We start from the raw sequence: 16,961 nt of genomic DNA on the forward strand, positions 1-16,961 counted from the left end.
CACACCCTGTCACCGGCTTCGGGCCACCGACTCGGCTTCTGGCTTGCCCAGTTGTTGCGTGCAACCGATAGCATTCCAGTACAGCCGCCGTCCCGTCCCCCCGTTTACGGCGCGGCAACCACCCGCTACGAAGGTCATCCATGCCCCACAGCCAAACCTCTGCACACCGAGACAGCCTCGCCGGCGTACGCCTCGCGCGCGGAGCATCGCCGTGGCTTCTGCCGACCGTCGCCACTGCGGCGCTCAGCCTCGTCCGGGCCCGCAAGTCCGGACGCTGGGCGGCCGCAGCCGTGCCCACCACCGCTCTCGCGGCGGGCATGCTGTGGTTCTTCCGCGACCCCGAGCGCGAGATCGCCCAGGGCCGAGTCATCTCGCCGGCCGACGGTGTGGTGCAGAGCATCATGCCGTGGAAGGACGGGCGGACCCGGGTCGCGATCTTCATGAGCCCGCTGAACGTCCACGTCAACCGCGCGCCCCTCGCGGGCACGGTGACGTCCGTGGAGCACGTCCCGGGCGGGTTCGTCCCGGCGTTCAACAAGGAGAGCGAGAACAACGAGCGCGTTGTCTGGCACTTCGACACCGAGCTCGGAGACATCGAGATGGTGCAGATCGCGGGCGCCGTCGCCCGTCGCATCGTCCCGTACGTGCCCGCGGGCACCAAGGTGGAGCAGGGCGAACGCATCGGTCTGATCCGCTTCGGCTCGCGCGTCGACATCTACCTCCCGGAGGGTGTCGAGGTCGCGGTCGAGGTCGGTCAGGCCACCACGGCGGGAGTGACTCGAATTGACCGTGACTGATCCCGAGACCCGTTCACAGCCCCAGGCGGACTGGGTCCCGGCGGCCGAGGAAGAGACCGACGGCGAGGAGATGCCCCTCTCGCTGCGGCTGTCGATAGCCGACACCCTCACCCTCGGCAATGCGACCTGCGGGTTCATGGCGGTGTACTTCACCACCACCGGAATCCTCATCCCGCACCTCACGGGCAGTGGCGAGTCCGGCATGGCGCGTCACAGCGCGGCGACCGCGGTGATACTGATGCTGCTCGCGGCCGTCTTCGACCTGTTCGACGGGCTCGTGGCGCGCAAGCTGCGCAGCTCGCCGATGGGTGCGGAGCTGGACAACCTGTCGGACCTGATCAGCTTCGGCCTGGCGCCGGCGTACTTCGTGCTGGTCTACGGCATGGTCGCCGACGACGCGCACCAGAAGATGTCGGCCCTGGCCGCGATCGTGGTGCTGCTGGCCGTGGTGCTCAGGCTGGCGAGATTCAGCTGCGTGACGATGAAGGACGGCATGTTCCAGGGCATGCCGAGCCCCTTCGGCGCGCTGACGGTCGTCTCGATCGTGCTGCTGGAGCTGCCGTTCGTGCCGACCCTGCTGGCGATCGTCGGCGTGGCCTGGCTGATGGTGAGCCGGGTCGAGTACCCCAAGCCGCGGGGTGTCCTCGCGGTGGCGATGCTCAGCTGGATCGTCGGGGCGATGGGCCTGCTGGCGGCCTGGGCGTTCGACGCGCCGGGCGGCCAGATGCTGCTCCAGACCGGCTGCGCGCTCCAGATCGCGATGGCGGCCACCATCCCGCTCTTCGCGACCACCCGGCGGGCGAACACGTTCCGCAACAACCGGCGCGAGGCCAGGGCCACGGGCGCCCGCTGACGCCCCACCCCGGCCCGAAGGGCCCCGGACCCCGCTCAGGAGTCCGGGGCCCTTCTGCATCCCCGCCGCGGGGCGGCTTCCGGGGGCGGAGCCCCGGGGCGCGGTACCGGGTGTCCCGGCGGCGGGACAGGAGCCGGGTTGCGGTCGGCCCGGCGTGGCTCATCGTGGGTTCATGGACCGTCCCTCCGGCCCCCCGAGGGGGCCCCTGCAGGGCCCGGGCCGACGGCGGAGCCGCATCCGGACCGGCCTCGTGATCGCCGCCGCCTCCGCCATCGCCGCCTTCCTCGGGCTCGTCCTGATCGGTCTGCTGCCGGACCCGTCCCCGAAGGACGCCCACGAGACCCCCGCCGCGACACCTCCCGCCACGCCTGCATCAGCATCAGCGTCCGCATCTGCGTCCGCGTCCGCCGCACCGGCCCGGCAGCAGCCCCCCGCCCCCGTCGAGTTCACCGGCTCCGGCCACCAGGTGACCAAGGAGTTCACCTTCCCGCCCGGGCTCGCCCGGATCACCGCCTCCTGTCCGGCCTGCCGCACGAGCTTCCTGGTCGAGGTCCTGGACGGGGACGGGACTCCCGTGGCCTTCCCGGTGATCGGCGTGGGCCCGTACGAAGGAACCCGCGGCGCCCGGCTCGGCGGCGGGCCCCACTACCTGAAGGTGGATGCCGACGCGGCGTGGACCGTACGCCTCGGCCGCCCGGAGGACACCCGACCCGCCGCCCTGCCCCGCGACTACGCCGGGCACGGCGACCGGCTGGAGGGCCCGTTCGCGGGTACGGGCACGGTGCAGCTGACGGCCGTCCACACCGGCGAGGGCAACTTCATCGTCCGGTTGCTCAGCGCCGACGGCACCCGCCTCGACATGCCCGTCAACGCGATCGGGAACCACCGTTCGACACCCACTTCCCGCCTCCACGGCGCCGGCCCGTTCTACCTCGACGTACACGCGCAGGGGGACTGGACGCTGCGGGTGCGGGAATCTTGATGTCGGAAAACCGCCAGCCGGGGCGGGGGGCGTGACCGATGCTTGAGGCATGCACACCGACACCGAGCGCTGCGTGCGCGCCGTGCAGTCGAAGGACGCCCGGTTCGACGGATGGTTCTTCACCGCCGTCCTGACCACCCGGATCTACTGCCGGCCCAGCTGCCCGGCCGTACCCCCGAAGGTCGAGAACATGACCTTCCTGCCCAGCGCCGCCGCCTGCCAGCAGGCCGGTTTCCGGGCGTGCAAGCGGTGCCGACCCGACACCAGCCCCGGCTCCCCCGAGTGGAACGCGCGCGCCGACAGCGTGGCCCGGGCCATGCGGCTCATCCGGGACGGGGTGGTGGACCGCGAGGGGGTGCAGGGACTCGCCACCCGCCTCGGGTACTCGGCCCGGCAGATCGAGCGCCAGCTCAACGCCGAGCTCGGCGCCGGACCGCTGGCCCTGGCCCGGGCCCAGCGGGCCCAGACCGCACGGCTGCTCATCGAGACCTCCGCCCTGCCCATGGCGGACGTCGCCTTCGCCGCCGGCTTCTCCTCCATCCGGACCTTCAACGACACGGTCCGCGAGGTCTTCGCCCTCTCGCCCACCGAGCTGCGCACCCGCGCCGCCCGGGGCCCGCAGGCCGGCCCCCAGACCCCCGGCGTGCTCTCGCTCCGCCTGCCGTACCGGGCCCCGCTGCACCCCGACAACCTGTTCGGGCACCTCGCCGCGACCGCCGTGCCGGGGGTCGAGGAGTGGCGCGACGGGGCCTACCGGCGCACGCTGCGGCTGCCGTTCGGCACCGGGGTCGCGGCCCTCGCCCCCCGGGACGGGCACGTCGAGTGCCGGCTCGCGCTGACCGACCTGCGCGACCTGACCATCGCCATCAGCCGCTGCCGCTGGCTGCTCGACCTGGACGCCGACCCGGCGGCCGTGGACGAGCAGCTGTCCACGGACCCGCTGCTGGCCCCGCTGGTGGCCAAGGCCCCGGGGCGCCGGGTGCCGCGTACCGTGGACGCCGCGGAGTTCGCCGTACGGGCGGTGCTCGGGCAGCAGGTGTCCACCGCGGCGGCCCGGACGCACGCCGGCCGGCTGGTGCTGGCGCACGGGGAGCGGATCGAGGACCCGGAGGGCGGGCTGACCCGCCTGTTCCCGTCGATGGCCGAGCTGGCCGCGCTCGATCCGGAGGCGCTGGCCCTGCCCCGCAGCCGCCGGGCCACCCTGACCACCCTGGTCGGCGCCCTGGCCGACGGCTCGCTGCCGCTCGGCATCGACAGCGACTGGGAGCTCGCGCGGGACCGGCTCTCGGGGCTGCCGGGGTTCGGGCCGTGGACCGTGGAGGTGATCGCGATGCGCGCGCTCGGCGATCCGGACGCGTTCCTCCCCTCCGACCTGGGGATCCGCCGGGCCGCGCGGGGGCTGGGACTGCCGCACACCCCGGCCGCGCTGACCGCCCGGGCGGCCGCCTGGCGGCCCTGGCGGGCGTACGCGGTCCAGCACCTGTGGGCCACGGACGACCACCCGGTCAACCTCATGCCCGTCTGACCACTCCGGCCGAGCACCCGGCCGACCACCGGGCCGAGCACCCGGGCCCGACCCGCCGCCCCACCGCCCGCACCGACTTCCCTCCCGACCGCCCGACCTGGAGAAACCCCGCCATGGAACGACAGCACACCGTCATCGACAGCCCGTACGGCCCGCTCACGCTGGTCGCCACGGAGGGGGTCCTCAGCGGCCTCTACATGACCGGGCAGCGGCACCGGCCGGCCGAGGAGTCCTTCGGCCCGCGGGTCGCGGCCGAGGAGGAGCCGTTCCCCGAGGCGGTGCGGCAGCTCGCCGCCTACTTCGCGGGGGAGCTCAGGAATTTCGACCTGCCGCTGCGGATGGAGGGCACGGAGTTCCAGCGCAGCGTCTGGGCGCAGCTGGTGCAGATCCCGTACGGCGAGACCTGGTCGTACGGCGAGCTCGCCGCGCGCCTGGGCAAGCCGGGGGCCTCCCGGGCCGTGGGCCTGGCCAACGGCAGGAACCCGGTCGGCATCATCGTGCCCTGCCACCGGGTGATCGGGGCCTCCGGCGGCATGACCGGCTACGGCGGCGGCCTGGACCGCAAGCAGCGGCTGCTGGCCTTCGAGAGCGGGCGCGCCCCGGCCGCGGCGGAAGCCCTGTTCTGACGGGCGGCGCCGGGGCGGACACGGGCTCGTGCCCGCCCCGTCCCGCCGTACCCGCCGTCACGGGCCGAGCCGCGCGGCGGCGGGCGTGGTCGGGCTCCTCCGGTTCGAGGGCCTGGCGGGCCGGGCAGGGCGGTCAGTGGACCGGTCGGCCGTTCTCCAGCTCGGCGGCGCCGGCTCCGCCGGCCAGTACCTCGTACGCGGATTCGATGCGCACGGCCAGCTGGCCCGGGAGGTAGTCGGCGAGTTCCGCGCGGGGCACCAGCCGCCAGGACAAGAGCTCCTCCTCCTGGAGGCGGATGGCGGCGAACTGCGCGGGGTCGAGCACCCCGCCGTCGAAGACGTACGCGACGAGCGGCGGGCGGCCCGGGCCGGGCACCCAGTCCACGGCGAGCAGCCTGCCGAGCGGCAGGTCGAGGCCGATCTCCTCCGCGCTCTCGCGGCGGGCCGCCTGCCGGGGGGACTCGTCCCGGTCGGACTCGATGGTGCCCCCGGGCAGGGCCCAGCCCTCGCGGTAGTTGGGTTCGACGAGCAGGACGCGGCCCTCGGCGTCCCGGAACAGCGCGGCGGCCCCGGCCAGCACCTTGGGCAGGCCGGCGATGTAGTCGGCGTAGTCAGTGGTGGTCACGTCGGCTCACCCTAGCCGGGCGGGGCGGGTACGAGACGGGCCGTGCGGACCGCCGTGCCGGCGGCGGGTCCGGGGCCCCGGTCATGCGCCCGGGGTGCCGCCCCGGTTGCCGCCCGGCTCCTCGCGGTCGCGGCGGGATTCGGCCGCCCGGCGCAGCCGGGGGTGGCGGTCCGCGCCCTGTTCGGTGATGGCCTCGCCGACCATCGCCTTGACCGCGTCCCGCAGCCCGTGCAGTGCGGGGTGCCGGGCGGGTCCCGCCCCGGGGTCCGCGCGCAGCTCCCGTACGAGCGCCCAGCACAGCAGCAGCATGACGACCACGAAGGGCAGGGCGACGAGGATGGTCGCGGTCTGGAGGGATTTCAGCCCGCCCGCGACGAGGAGCACCGCGGCCACGGCGGCCATGAGCACGCCCCAGGTGACCACCAGCCAGGTCGGCGGGTGCAGGGAGCCCCGGCTGGTGAGCGAACCCATGACCAGGGAGGCGGAGTCCGCACTGGTCACGAAGTACGTCATGACGAGGACCATGGCCACCCAGGAGGTGGCGGTGCCGAGCGGCAGCGCGTCGAGCATCGCGAAGAGGGAGGCCTCCGCCCCGTCCTTGACCTTGGCGGCCAGGTCGGCGGCCCCGGTGGAGTCCAGCCGGATCGCGGTGCCGCCCATGACGCAGAACCAGACGACGGTCGCCCCGCTGGGCACCAGCAGGACCCCGACGAGGAACTCGCGGATGGTCCGGCCGCGGGAGATCCGGGCGATGAACGTGCCGACGAACGGGGCCCAGGACAGCCACCAGGCCCAGTAGAAGACGGTCCACGTGCCGAGCCAGGCCGCGTCGGTGAAGGCGCCGGTGCGGCTGGCCATGGGCACCAGCTCGTGCAGGTAGCCGCCGACGCTCGCGGGGATGACGTCGAGCACGTAGACGGTCGGGCCGAGCACGAAGACGAACAGCATCAGGGCGGCGGCCAGCACGATGTTGATGCTGGACAGCCACTTCACGCCCTTGTGCAAGCCGGAGAAGGCGGAGAGGACGAAGGCGGCGGACAGCGCGCCGATGATGATCAGCTCGACCGCCTTGGAGTCCTCGACCCCGGCGGTGAGGTTCAGGCCCTCGGCCACCTGGAGCGTGCCCAGGCCCAGGCTGGTGGCGGTGCCGAAGACGGTGGCGAACACGGCCAGCAGGTCGATGGCCCGGCCCTGCCAGCCGTCCGCCCGCCGGGCGCCCATGAGCGGGACGAAGGCGGAGCTGAGCCGGTTGCCTCGGCGCTTGCGGAAGGTCGCGTAGGCGAGGGCCAGGCCGACGATGCCGTAGATCGCCCAGGGGGTGAGGGTCCAGTGGAAGAAGGAGTACTCCATCGCCGCGCGGGCGGCGGCCCCGGTGCCGGGCTGGGCACCGGTGGCCGGCGGCGGGCTGAGGTAGTGGGTGAGCGGCTCCCCGACCCCGTAGAACATGAGGCCGATGCCCATGCCGGCGCTGAACATCATCGCGATCCAGGCCGAGGTGGTGAACTCCGGCTCGGAGTCGTCCGCACCCAGCCGGATCCGCCCGAACCGGCTGACGGCCAGGACCACGCACATGACCAGGAAGAGGTCGGCGGCGATCACGAAGAGCCAGGCGAAGTTGTCCAGGACCCAGGCGAGGGCGGTGCCCGAGGCCCGGTCGAACGACCCCTTGGCGAGCGCGGCCCACGCCACCACGGCCAGCACCGTCGCGATCCCGATGGCGACCACCGCACGGTCGGGCGGGGTGTCCTCGGCCGACCGGGGGTCTCCCGGGGCGCCCGGGGCCGCGGCCGGAGCCGCCTCCGATGGCTGGTCCAGTGAATCCGTCCTCATGCCGACCCACTATGAGGGTGAATATCACCCTTTTCCGGCGTGGCACGCCGGGTGTGACCCAGGGCACCCATGGGCATAGGAGGATCCTCCGGATAGGCTCGGGGTGGCGCGACTGCACGTTCGATAGCAAGGGATCAGCAAGGTGGCGGACGGAGCAGTAACTGAGGCCGCGCGCGTACTCATCGCCGCGGACAAATTCAAGGGCTCGCTCACGGCCGTGCAGGTCGCGGAGCGGGTGACGGCCGGGCTGAAGGCCGCTGTCCCCGGGGTGGAGGTGGAGACCCTCCCCGTGGCGGACGGCGGTGACGGTACCGTCGCCGCCGCCGTGGCCGCCGGCTTCGAGCGCCGGGAGGTACGGGTCACCGGCCCGCTCGGCGAGCAGGTCACGGCCGCTTTCGCCCTGCGCGACGGCACCGCCGTGGTGGAGATGGCGGAGGCCTCCGGGCTCCAGCTGCTCCCCCAGGGCGTGTTCGCCCCGCTGACCTCGACCACGTACGGCTCGGGCGAGCTGCTGCGGGCGGCGCTGGACGCGGGGGCCACGACGATCGTCTTCGGGGTCGGCGGCAGCGCCACCACCGACGGCGGTGCGGGCATGCTGGCGGCGCTGGGCGCGGTGTTCCTGGACGCCGAGGGGAAGCCCGTGGGCCCCGGCGGCGGTCCGCTCGCGGACCTGGCCTCCGCGGACCTGTCCGGCCTCGACCCGCGGTTCGCCGGGGTCGAGCTGGTGCTGGCGAGCGATGTCGACAATCCGCTGACCGGCCCGAAGGGTGCGCCGGCGGTCTACGGCCCGCAGAAGGGTGCCACGCCCGAGGACGTGGCCGCACTGGACGCGGCCCTGGCCCACTACGTGACCGTGCTGGAGAAGGCCATCGGCCCGAAGGCGGCCGAGTGCGCGGTGGCCCCGGGTGCGGGCGGCGCGGGCGGCATCGGCTACGGCGCGCTGGTCGGGCTGGGGGCGAGCTTCCGCCCCGGCATCGAGCTGATGCTCGACGTGCTCGGCTTCGCCCCCGCGCTGGAGCGGGCCACACTGGTCATCACGGGCGAGGGCTCGCTCGACGAGCAGACCCTGCACGGCAAGGCGCCGGCGGGTGTCGCCGCGGCCGCGCGGGCGGCCGGCAAGGCGGTCGTCGCGGTCTGCGGGCGGCTCGCCCTGCCGCAGGAGGCCCTGCAGGCGGCCGGGATCCGGCGGGCGTACCCGCTCACGGAGATCGAGCCGGACACGGCGAAGTGCATCGCGGATGCGGGGCCGCTGCTGGAGCGGGTGGCCGCGAACATCGCCGCAGACGTGCTCTGACCGCGGGCGGTCCGCGGTCGTACGGAACCCCCCGCCCGGCCTCCCGCCGGGTGGGGGGTTCCCGTCTTTGGCGGGTCCCCCGGCCGGGTATGCCCTTCCCGGGCGGATGGTGGCGCCCGGCGGGACGGGAACGGGGGCGGGTATGGGCGTGCTGGGGTGGATCGGCGTGGTGGCGGGGGCGTGGTGCACCCTGTCCGTCCTGACGGCCGCGGCCTACTCCTACCGCCGCACCCACCACCCCTGACGGGGCCCGGCGGCTTCCCGGGGCAATCCGGCCCGTCCGGCGTTCGAGGACCGGGGTCCGGGGCGGAGCCCCGAAACCACGCGGCGGCCCTCGGCTCGGGAAGCGGGCCCGACCACGCCCCGTACATCCCATCCACCCAGGGCTGGGGGAGCTTGCGGCGCGGGGGTCCGGGGCGGAGCCTCGGAGCCCCGGCGGGGTCGGGGTCAGGGGAGGAGGTCGGGGGCGCCGCCCGTGGTGACGGCGGTGACGGCGTGGCCGGCCCGTTCCAGCAGCGCAGCTGCAATCGTCGCGCGGCGGCCGCTGCCGCACACCGTCCAGACCGGCCGCCCCCGCGGCACCTCGCCGATCCGCCGCGGCAGCTCCGCGAGGGGGATGGCGCGGGTGCCGGGGACCCCGCCCTCCGGCCGTTCGGGGCGGACGTCCAGGACCAGCCGGTCCCCGATCCGCCCGGCCAGCGCGGCCGCACCGGCCGTGGGGAAGGACCGCAGCGGCCGCCCCGCCGCCGCCCACGCACCCACCCCGCCGGCGAGCCGCCCCGCGATGTCCTCGTAACCGATGCGCAGCAGCTGCCGCGTGGCCTCGCGGCCCGCTTCCGCCTCCGGTTCGGGCAGGACGAGGACCAGCCGGGTACCGAAGGGCACCACTTCCGCGACCAGGCTCGCGAAGCGCTCGTCCAGTTCCTCGCAGAGCGAGCCCGGCAGGTGCCCGGCGGCGAACTCGGCGCGGTCGCGCCCGTCCAGGACCTGCGCCCCGCCGCCGACCAAGCCCTCGACCACCGCAGGGGTCAGGGCCCGGAGCGCGGGCAGGCCGCCGAGGACCCGCGGGCCGGCCCGGTTCAAGGGCGCCATGTGGTGGTAGTAGGCGGGGTACGGCGGCAGGCCGGACATCCGCCCGTGCACGAAGGCCTCCTCGTCTGCGGCGGTCAGCGCCGGGTTGGTGCGGCGCTCGGCTCCCATCGTGCTGGTCCGCTCCCCGGCGGCCGGGCCGGCCGCGCAGGAGCTGCCCGCGCCGTGGGTGGGCAGCACCCGGGTGGTGTCCGGCAGCAGGGCGAGCCGGCGCAGCGAGCGGTACTGGGCCCGGGCGAGCTCCTCGGTGTGCGCCTCCCCGGAGAGGTCGGTGCGGCCCGCGGTGCCCACGAGCAGGCTGCCGCCGGTGAAGACGGCGGCGGGCTCGGGGCGCGCACCGTCGAAGAGGAGGTACGAGGTGTGCTCGGCGGTGTGGCCGGGCGTCTCCATGGCCCGTACGGTCGCGTCCCCGATGCGGATCTCGTCGTCCTCGGCCAGCCCGAGGTGGTCGAAGGCGTACGGGGCGCGGGCGGGGCCCGCGATGACGGCCCCGGTGGCCGCGCGGACCTCGACGGCCCCCGAGACGTAGTCGTTGTGGACGTGGGTCTCCAGGGCGTACCGGATCCGCACCCCGCGGGCGGCGCAGGCCCCGACCAGCTCCCAGCTGTCGCGCTGCGGGTCGATCACGGCCGCCTCGTCGCCGCTGACCAGGAGGTAGCTGGTGTCTCCGAGGGAGGCGGTGGTCATGATCTCGATCTCGGTCATCGCGGCACCGGTCCTTCAGACGACGACCACGTCCACGCGGGCCACGGGGTTGCAGCCGTAGCCGTGGGCGTTCCAGGGGGCGCGGTCCGGCTGGGTCTCGCCCTGCGCGTCGGTGGCGCGGGACAGCAGGGTGTAGGGGCCGGGGCGGGCGGGCGTCCAGCGGTGGGACCAGGTGGTCCAGGCGTAGGGGCCGGAGGTCGGTTCGAGCACGGCCTCGTGCCAGGCCGCCCCGTCTCCGCCGGCCGTCCCGTCGCCGTCGTCCGCCCCGACGCCGCCGTCCGCCCCGACGCCGCCGTCCGCGCCGTACCCGCCGCCGGCCACGTCCGCCGGGTCGCCCGCGTACACGGCCCGCACCTCCACCCGCCGTACCGGTACCCCGCCGCCGGACCAGGCCCGCCCGGTCACCACGGTCTCGCGGCCGCGGCGCAGGTCCTCGTCCGGTTCGGGGGCGGTGATGAGGGACTTGACGCGGATGGCCGTGACGGGGCCCTCGGGGGTGCCGCGGGCCTCCTCGTACAGGTACTCCTCGGTCTGGAAGACGCCGGTGAAGGGTTCGGTGACGGCCTCGGCGGCGACCAGCCACTTCACGTCGGCCACCGCGTACCGGCCGGGGACCACGAGCCGGACGGGGGCCCCGTGCGCGGGCGCGAGCGGCTCGCCGTTCATGTGCGTGACGAGCAGGGTGTCGGGGTGGACGGCGGCGTCCAGGGGCAGGCTGCGCGCGAAGGGGGTGCGGCGGCCGTGCACGGTGCCGGAGTCGGCCCCGGTGAAGACGACCTCGACGGTCCGCGGGTCGAAGCGGGCGCGGGCGGCGAGCACGGCGAAGGGCACTCCGGCCACGCGGGTGCAGCCCACCGCCCGCTGCCCCCAGGCGAGTCCGGGCGGCCTCGGGGACATGAGCGAGCGGCCGTTGCCCGCGCATTCGACGACCACGTCGAGTTCGCGGCGCTCCAGGCCGAGCAGGTCCGCGTACGTGAGCGCGAAGGGCGCGGCCGCGGCGCCGCCGATGCCCAGGCGCCAGTCGGCCGGGGCGGTTTCGGGGACGCCGAAGTGGTCGCGTACGAAGAGGGCGGAGACGGGGGTCGGGTCCTCGGCCAGGGCCGCGGCGGGGGTCTGCGCGTTGTAGGGCTCGGCCGTGACGGGCTCGGGTTCCCAGGTCACGGCTCCGCGCCCGCGTGCTGTCGGTGCTGGCGCTGCGGTCATGTCGGCACCTCCGGTCGGGCTCGCACCGGGCGGGACGCGCATCCCCTCCAGCTTACGTCCGGGCCGCCGGGCCGCCCGGCGGAGCGCCGGGCCCCGGCCCTGACCGCGCCGTTTCGCGGGTCGGGACCGGAGCGGTTTCAGGCGAGGGCGGCCTCGAAGGCCGCGTAGGCCTGTGCGTCGAAGAGGACGAAGCGGACCTCCTCGACCGAGGTGGGCGTGGTGCGTACGGTCTCGACCGCGATCCGGGCCCCGTCGTCCATGGGCCAGCCGTAGACGCCGGTGGAGATCGCCGGGAAGGCCACCGTACGGGCGCCCAGCTCGTCGGCGACGCGCAGCGACTCCCGGTAGCAGGAGGCGAGCAGTGCGCTGCGGTCCTCCTCGCGGGACCAGACCGGGCCGACGGTGTGGATCACCCAGCGGGCCGGGAGCCGGCCGGCGGTGGTGGCGACGGCCCGGCCGGTCGGCAGGCCCTTGCCGTAGTGGGAGGCGCGCAGCTTGCGGCACGCGTCGAGGATCTCCGGACCGCCGCGGCGGTGGATGGCGCCGTCCACCCCGCCGCCGCCCAGCAGCGAGGAGTTGGCGGCGTTGACCACCGCGTCGGCTTCCTGTTGTGTGATGTCGCCCTGCACCAGGGTCACGTGCACCATCGGCTGTCCCTTCCGGCCCGGCCGGGCCACGGTGCCGACGGTAGCGGGCGGGCGGGCCGGGCGGGCCGGCGGCCCGTCAGGAGGCGTGCCGCAGCCGGCGCCACACCGCCTTGGCCGCGTTGTGGCCCGACATCCCGTGCACCCCGGGGCCCGGCGGGGTGGCCGAGGAGCACAGGAAGACGGCCGGGTGCGGGGTGGCGTACGGGCGCAGGGAGAGGCGGGGGCGGATCAGGAGCTGGAGGCCGGAGGCGGCGCCGCAGGCGATGTCCCCGCCGATGTAGTTGGGGTTGCGCCGGGCGAGTTCGGGCGGGCCGGCGGTGGCGCGGGCCAGGACCAGGTCGCGGAAGCCGGGTGCGAAGCGTTCCAGCTGCCGTTCCACGGCCTCGGTGAGGTCGCCCTCCCAGCCGTGCGGCACGTGCCCGTACGCCCAGAAGACGTGCTTGCCCTCGGGGGCGCGGGAGGGGTCCACGAGGCTGGGCTGCGCGGTGATCAGGAAGGGGTTGCGGGGGGCGCGGCCGCCCGCTGCAAGTTGCAGGGCGGCGTCGATGTCCCGCAGCCGCGGGCCGACCTGCACGGTCCCGGCGCGGCGGGCCTCCGGGGCCGTCCACGGCACCGGCCCGGACAGGGCGTAGTCGATCTTGAAGGCGGCGGCGCCGTAGCGGTAGCGGTCGTAGGCGTTGCCCAGGCGGGCGATCCGGGCGAGGGCGGCCGGCGAGGTGTCGAAGACGTACGCGCGGGCCGGCGGGAGGTCGTCCAGGCGCTTGACCTCGAAATCGGTGTGCACCTGCCCGCCGAGGTCCTTCAGGTACGCGGCCAGCGCGTCGGACAGCGACTGCGAGCCCCCGCGCGCCATCGGCCAGCCGCCCTCGTGCGCGGCGAGCGCGAAGACCAGGCCGACCGCGCTGGTGCCGAGGCCGGAGAGCGGGGCGATCACGTGGGCGACCAGCCCGGCGAACAGGGCGCGGGCCGGCTCGTCCCGGAACCGGCGCAGCAGCCAGGTGGACGGCGGCAGCCCGGCCAGCCCGAACCGGGCCAGGGTGGCGGGGTCCCGCGGCAGCGCCGTGCCCGGCAGCGACATGAAGTCGCGGGCCAGGGTGTCCCAGCGGCCGAGGAAGGGCGCGAGCAGCCTGCGGTACGCACCCGCGTCGCGGGGGCCGAAGGAGGCCGCGGTCTCGGCCACCGAGCGCGAGAGCACGGCGGCACTGCCGTCGTCGAAGGGGTGCGCCATCGGCAGCGGGGCGTGCAGCCACTCCAGCCCGTACCGCTCCAGCGGCATGGTCTTGAACACCGGAGAGCCGGCGCCCAGCGGGTGCACCGCGGAGCAGGGGTCGTGCCGGAAGCCGGGCAGGGTCAGTTCCTCGGTGCGCGCGCCCCCGCCGACCGTCCCGCCGGCCTCGAACAGCGCGACGGAGAAACCGCGTCTGGCCAGTTCGACCGCGGCCGTCAGCCCATTGGGACCGGCCCCTACGACGACCGCATCGAGAATCGACGGCACCTTCGGACTCCTTCGTCTGCCGGCGGCACTGGCCTCAGGGGCTCAGGGTAGTGCGCCCTGCTCGAACGGCTCTATGCCCCGCCTCGCAGCAGGTCCCGGATCCGTTCGGCGGTGGCCAGGTCGCGGCCCACGGCGAACGGCAGGGCGTTGTCCCGGTCCACCCGGAAGGGCTCTCCCGCGACGGTGGTCTGGGCCCCGCCCGCCTCGGCGACGAGCAGCAGCCCGGCCGCGTGGTCCCAGGCCGAGGGCCAGGTGAAGGCGAGGGCGTCCATCTCGCCGCGGGCCACCTTCAGGTACTCCAGCCCGGCCGAGCCACAGGCCCGGGGGGCGATGCCCGGCACGTCGAGGCGGGCCAGCACCGCCTTGTCGTGCGCGCTGGTGTAGAGCGGGTGGGCGGTGGCGACGCGCAGGTCCGCCCCGGGTTCGGGCGAACCGCTGTGGATCCGCTCCCCGTTGACGAAGGCCCCGGCCCCGCGCACGGCGGTCGACATCTCCTCCAGGGCGGGTGCGTACGTCCAGGAGGCGAGGATCTCGCCGCGCCGGGCGAGGGCGACGAGGGTACAGAAGCCGGGTTCGCCGTTCACGAACTGGCGGGTGCCGTCAACCGGGTCGACGATCCAGACCGGGGCCTCCTCGCGCAGCGCCCCGTAGACGGCGGGGTCGGCGTGGACGGCCTCCTCCCCCACCACGACCGAGCCGGGGAGCAGGCGGGTGAGGGAGTCGGTGAGGTGCTCCTCGGCGCTGCGGTCGGCGATCGTCACGAGGTCGTGCGGACCGCTCTTCTGGTCCACCTCGTGCTCGGCGAGCTGCCGGAACCTCGGCATGATCTCGGCCGCCGCCGCCTTGCGGACGGCTTCCTCGACATCGGACAGGCCGCGTGCCAGAAATTCTTCGATCATGGCCCCATCACATCACGAAGGGGAGGAAATCCCCACCGTGTTCGGGTGACCTCCGGGTTACGCCTCGACGGCCGCCGGGCCCGCGACCGGCAGTTCGGCGTTGCGGCGGGTCTTGGCCCAGCCGGTCCGGCCGCGCAGTCTTCGGGGCGTAGCGCGCGCACTGCATGTTGCCCTGCGCCCCACCGGGTGCGCTGGGCGAGCAGGCGCCGCGCGTACGGCAGGCGCTCCCGGGAGACCCGGGTGTCGGTGATGTCGGTGATCCGGTGGCCGGCCAGGATCATGTGCAGGCCGAGCTCGTAGTCCTCCGGCAGGGCGCCCAGCGCCAGGGGCGGCTCTCCGCCCCGGCGATCCGGTCCAGGGCGGAGAGCCGGGTGAACTGCCCGTTGCCGCCGAGTCCCACGGAACCGGTGCGCATGCGCAGCATCTGCAGGCCGGCATGGGACACGGCGAACTCCATGTCCTGGACGCGGACAGGCAGCCGGGCGGCCGCGTTGGCCACCCGGCCGCGGTCGGGCAGCGGCCGGGCCCCGCCCGCGTTGCGCCTCCGGACGCTGACCTGGACGCGCCGGTCTCGGGGTCGCCGAAGCCGGCCGGCCTCTGCCGGGGGCCAGGGCGCCCGGCTCCAGCCGCCCGTCCGCGTCGATCACGCACACCACGACCGGTCCCGGTCGGCGTCCGCCGGGAGGAACTCGCCGAGCTGCTCGTACACGGCGTTGAGCGCCTCCCCCTTGCCGGTACGGGCCTCCGGCCGCACCCGGCGGACCAGGTGCACCCGCCGGCCCTCTTGGGCGAGGGCCGTAACGATCGCACCGGTGCGGTCCTCTCTGTCGTCGTCGATCACCCAGACGTGCGCGCCGGGGAAGTCGGCGCGCAGCCGGGTGATCGTGGTCCCCACGACGGCCTCCCGGCTCCGACCGCCGGGATGAGGCCGCCCCGCGGCCGTACCGGCCGGGGGCAGCCCGGCCGGTCGCGTCACTCCCCGGCGTCGATGGCGGGCCGGCGCACCTCGATCTCCGCCCCGGTCTGCTTGAACGACTCCGCCGACACCGGGACCAGCACCGCGTCCCGGTGGAAGTCACGCAGGTTGGTCGACCCGCAGCTGATCATCGTGGCGATCAGCTTCGCCCGGGTCCGCTCCACGTTGTCCTCGAGGCTGCCGGCGTACGGCACGTAGCCGTCCACGCCCTCTTCGAAGAGCATCCGGCCGCCCTGGCCGTAGCGGGCCGCGTTCTGTGCCCGCCGCGAGCCCTCGCCCCAGTACTCCTTGTACCACTGGCCGCCGATCTGCAGCTTGCGCGAGGGGCTCTCGTCCAGCCGGGCGAAGTACCGGCCGAGCATGATGAAATCCGCGCCCATGGCCAGTGCCACCGCCATGTGGGAGTCGTTCAGCAGACCCCCGTCGCAGCACAGCGGCACGTACACGCCCGTCTCGCGGGCGTAGTCGTCGCGCGCCGCCACCACGTCGAGCAGTGCGGAGGCCTGCCCGCGGCCGATCCCCTTCTGGGCCCGCGTGGTGCAGATGGCCCCGCCCCCGATGCCGACCTTCACGAAGGCCGCACCCGCCTCGGCCAGGTAGCGGAAGGCCCGCCCGTCGACCACGTTGCCCGCGCCGACCGGCACCGCGTCCCCGTACTCCGTGCGGGCGAACTCCAGTGTCTTCGCCTGGTATTCGGAATATCCGTCGGAGGAGTCCAGGCAGAGCAGGTCTGCGCCGGCCGCCACGAGTGCGGGGATGCGGTCCTTGAAATCACGGGAGTTGATGCCGGCACCCACGCGCAGCCGCCCCGCGCCGTCCACGGTCCCGTGCCGACCGGGCAGTTGGGCGGCCTCGCGCTGCTTCACCGCCTGCACGTCCGCGGCCTGGTCCTCGGCCGGCTGGTTCTGGTGGATGAACGAAAGCCCGCCGGCCCGGGCGAGTGCCACTGCCATCACGGGTGAGGACACCGCCTGCATGATGGCGCTCACGAGGGGGGTGGCGACCCGGATCCGCGACTCCTCGCCGACCCGGTGGCGCACCAGCGGCGCCCCGAGGTCCACGTTGTCCGGCGTGCAGTCTTCTGTGGTCAGCCCCGGGAGGAGGAGGTACTCGCTCAGCGTACGAGAGATCTCGGGAAGGATTTTCACGTCGTCTCCTGAAAGGAGCCTGCGCCCGGTACGGGTGGCCGGCGAGGCTCGTGCGGGCAGTGCAGCCCGTCGCCGCCGGCAGGGCACTACAGACCCGACCTGCGCGGTGCTGCACAGGCGCTGATTCCCTTCACGCCATACGAGAGGGTATCCGACGTGACATGTCCATGGATCAAGGACCCCGCAGGCCGCAGGCCTGCGGGGTCCCGGTGAGTCGAACGGGTGCGGGCGGGGCCGGCCGCCGCCCGCACCCGTTCGGCCACCCGG

The 16,961-nt window shown here is 74.7% G+C and carries 16 protein-coding genes; 6 read left to right on the forward strand and 10 right to left on the reverse strand.

The window, feature by feature from the left end; genetic code table 11:
* Positions 1-140 precede the first annotated feature (140 nt).
* From ACZ407_RS22320 to ACZ407_RS22340, 5 genes are all read left to right on the forward strand, one after another.
* Positions 141-797 (forward strand): phosphatidylserine decarboxylase, encoded by a 657-nt coding sequence (locus ACZ407_RS22320; RefSeq protein ID WP_468130830.1) that lies wholly within the window; start codon positions 141-143, stop codon positions 795-797.
* Positions 798-867: 70 nt separating this feature from the next.
* On the forward strand, positions 868-1,650 hold the full coding sequence (gene pssA, locus ACZ407_RS22325; RefSeq protein ID WP_468131101.1) for a CDP-diacylglycerol--serine O-phosphatidyltransferase: 783 nt from the start codon (positions 868-870) through the stop codon (positions 1,648-1,650).
* Positions 1,651-1,900: 250 nt separating this feature from the next.
* On the forward strand, positions 1,901-2,632 hold the full coding sequence (locus ACZ407_RS22330) for a hypothetical protein (RefSeq protein ID WP_468130832.1): 732 nt from the start codon (positions 1,901-1,903) through the stop codon (positions 2,630-2,632).
* A gap of 49 nt (positions 2,633-2,681) precedes the next feature.
* Positions 2,682-4,157: an AlkA N-terminal domain-containing protein gene (locus ACZ407_RS22335; RefSeq protein ID WP_468130834.1), complete on the forward strand. Its 1,476-nt coding sequence runs from the start codon at positions 2,682-2,684 to the stop codon at positions 4,155-4,157.
* A 113-nt stretch (positions 4,158-4,270) separates the two neighbouring features.
* Positions 4,271-4,783, forward strand: a complete 513-nt coding sequence (locus tag ACZ407_RS22340) for a methylated-DNA--[protein]-cysteine S-methyltransferase (RefSeq protein WP_468130836.1) — start codon at positions 4,271-4,273, stop codon at positions 4,781-4,783.
* A gap of 133 nt (positions 4,784-4,916) precedes the next feature.
* On the opposite strand, the gene ACZ407_RS22345 is transcribed toward ACZ407_RS22340, so the two are convergent.
* The gene (locus tag ACZ407_RS22345) at positions 4,917-5,408 is read right to left on the reverse strand and encodes an NUDIX domain-containing protein (RefSeq protein ID WP_468130838.1); all 492 of its coding nucleotides are present in this window, start codon (positions 5,406-5,408) and stop codon (positions 4,917-4,919) included.
* A gap of 81 nt (positions 5,409-5,489) precedes the next feature.
* Positions 5,490-7,238 (reverse strand): BCCT family transporter, encoded by a 1,749-nt coding sequence (locus ACZ407_RS22350; RefSeq protein ID WP_468130840.1) that lies wholly within the window; start codon positions 7,236-7,238, stop codon positions 5,490-5,492.
* A 142-nt stretch (positions 7,239-7,380) separates the two neighbouring features.
* Between ACZ407_RS22350 and ACZ407_RS22355 the strand changes: the two genes are divergently transcribed.
* Positions 7,381-8,532 carry a glycerate kinase gene (locus ACZ407_RS22355; RefSeq protein ID WP_468130842.1) on the forward strand — a complete coding sequence of 384 codons (1,152 nt, stop codon included), beginning with the start codon at positions 7,381-7,383 and terminating at the stop codon, positions 8,530-8,532.
* A gap of 447 nt (positions 8,533-8,979) precedes the next feature.
* Here the strand turns inward: ACZ407_RS22355 and ACZ407_RS22360 are convergent, their stop codons facing one another.
* The 8 genes from ACZ407_RS22360 to ACZ407_RS22395 form a co-directional block, all read right to left on the reverse strand.
* Entirely contained in the window at positions 8,980-10,326 is a 1,347-nt protein-coding gene (locus ACZ407_RS22360) for an MBL fold metallo-hydrolase (RefSeq protein ID WP_468130844.1), read from the reverse strand.
* A gap of 15 nt (positions 10,327-10,341) precedes the next feature.
* Positions 10,342-11,487, reverse strand: a complete 1,146-nt coding sequence (locus ACZ407_RS22365) for a molybdopterin-dependent oxidoreductase (RefSeq protein WP_468130846.1) — start codon at positions 11,485-11,487, stop codon at positions 10,342-10,344.
* 179 nt (positions 11,488-11,666) lie between these two features.
* Complete coding sequence (locus ACZ407_RS22370; protein ID WP_468130848.1) at positions 11,667-12,176, reverse strand: O-acetyl-ADP-ribose deacetylase; 510 nt, start codon at positions 12,174-12,176, stop codon at positions 11,667-11,669.
* 76 nt (positions 12,177-12,252) lie between these two features.
* A complete protein-coding gene (locus ACZ407_RS22375) occupies positions 12,253-13,671 on the reverse strand; it encodes a phytoene desaturase family protein (RefSeq protein WP_468130850.1) in 1,419 nt (472 codons plus the stop codon).
* A 71-nt stretch (positions 13,672-13,742) separates the two neighbouring features.
* Positions 13,743-14,570: an inositol monophosphatase family protein gene (locus ACZ407_RS22380; RefSeq protein ID WP_468130852.1), complete on the reverse strand. Its 828-nt coding sequence runs from the start codon at positions 14,568-14,570 to the stop codon at positions 13,743-13,745.
* Positions 14,571-14,847: 277 nt separating this feature from the next.
* Positions 14,848-15,069, reverse strand: a complete 222-nt coding sequence (locus tag ACZ407_RS22385; RefSeq protein ID WP_468130854.1) for a hypothetical protein — start codon at positions 15,067-15,069, stop codon at positions 14,848-14,850.
* A gap of 144 nt (positions 15,070-15,213) precedes the next feature.
* On the reverse strand, positions 15,214-15,465 hold the full coding sequence (locus ACZ407_RS22390; RefSeq protein WP_468130856.1) for a glycosyltransferase: 252 nt from the start codon (positions 15,463-15,465) through the stop codon (positions 15,214-15,216).
* Between the two features lie 77 nt (positions 15,466-15,542).
* Positions 15,543-16,694 carry an IMP dehydrogenase gene (locus ACZ407_RS22395; protein ID WP_468130858.1) on the reverse strand — a complete coding sequence of 384 codons (1,152 nt, stop codon included), beginning with the start codon at positions 16,692-16,694 and terminating at the stop codon, positions 15,543-15,545.
* Between the last annotated feature and the right edge of the window lie 267 nt (positions 16,695-16,961).

This window comes from Streptomyces sp. NPDC030809 (genome assembly GCF_055572195.1).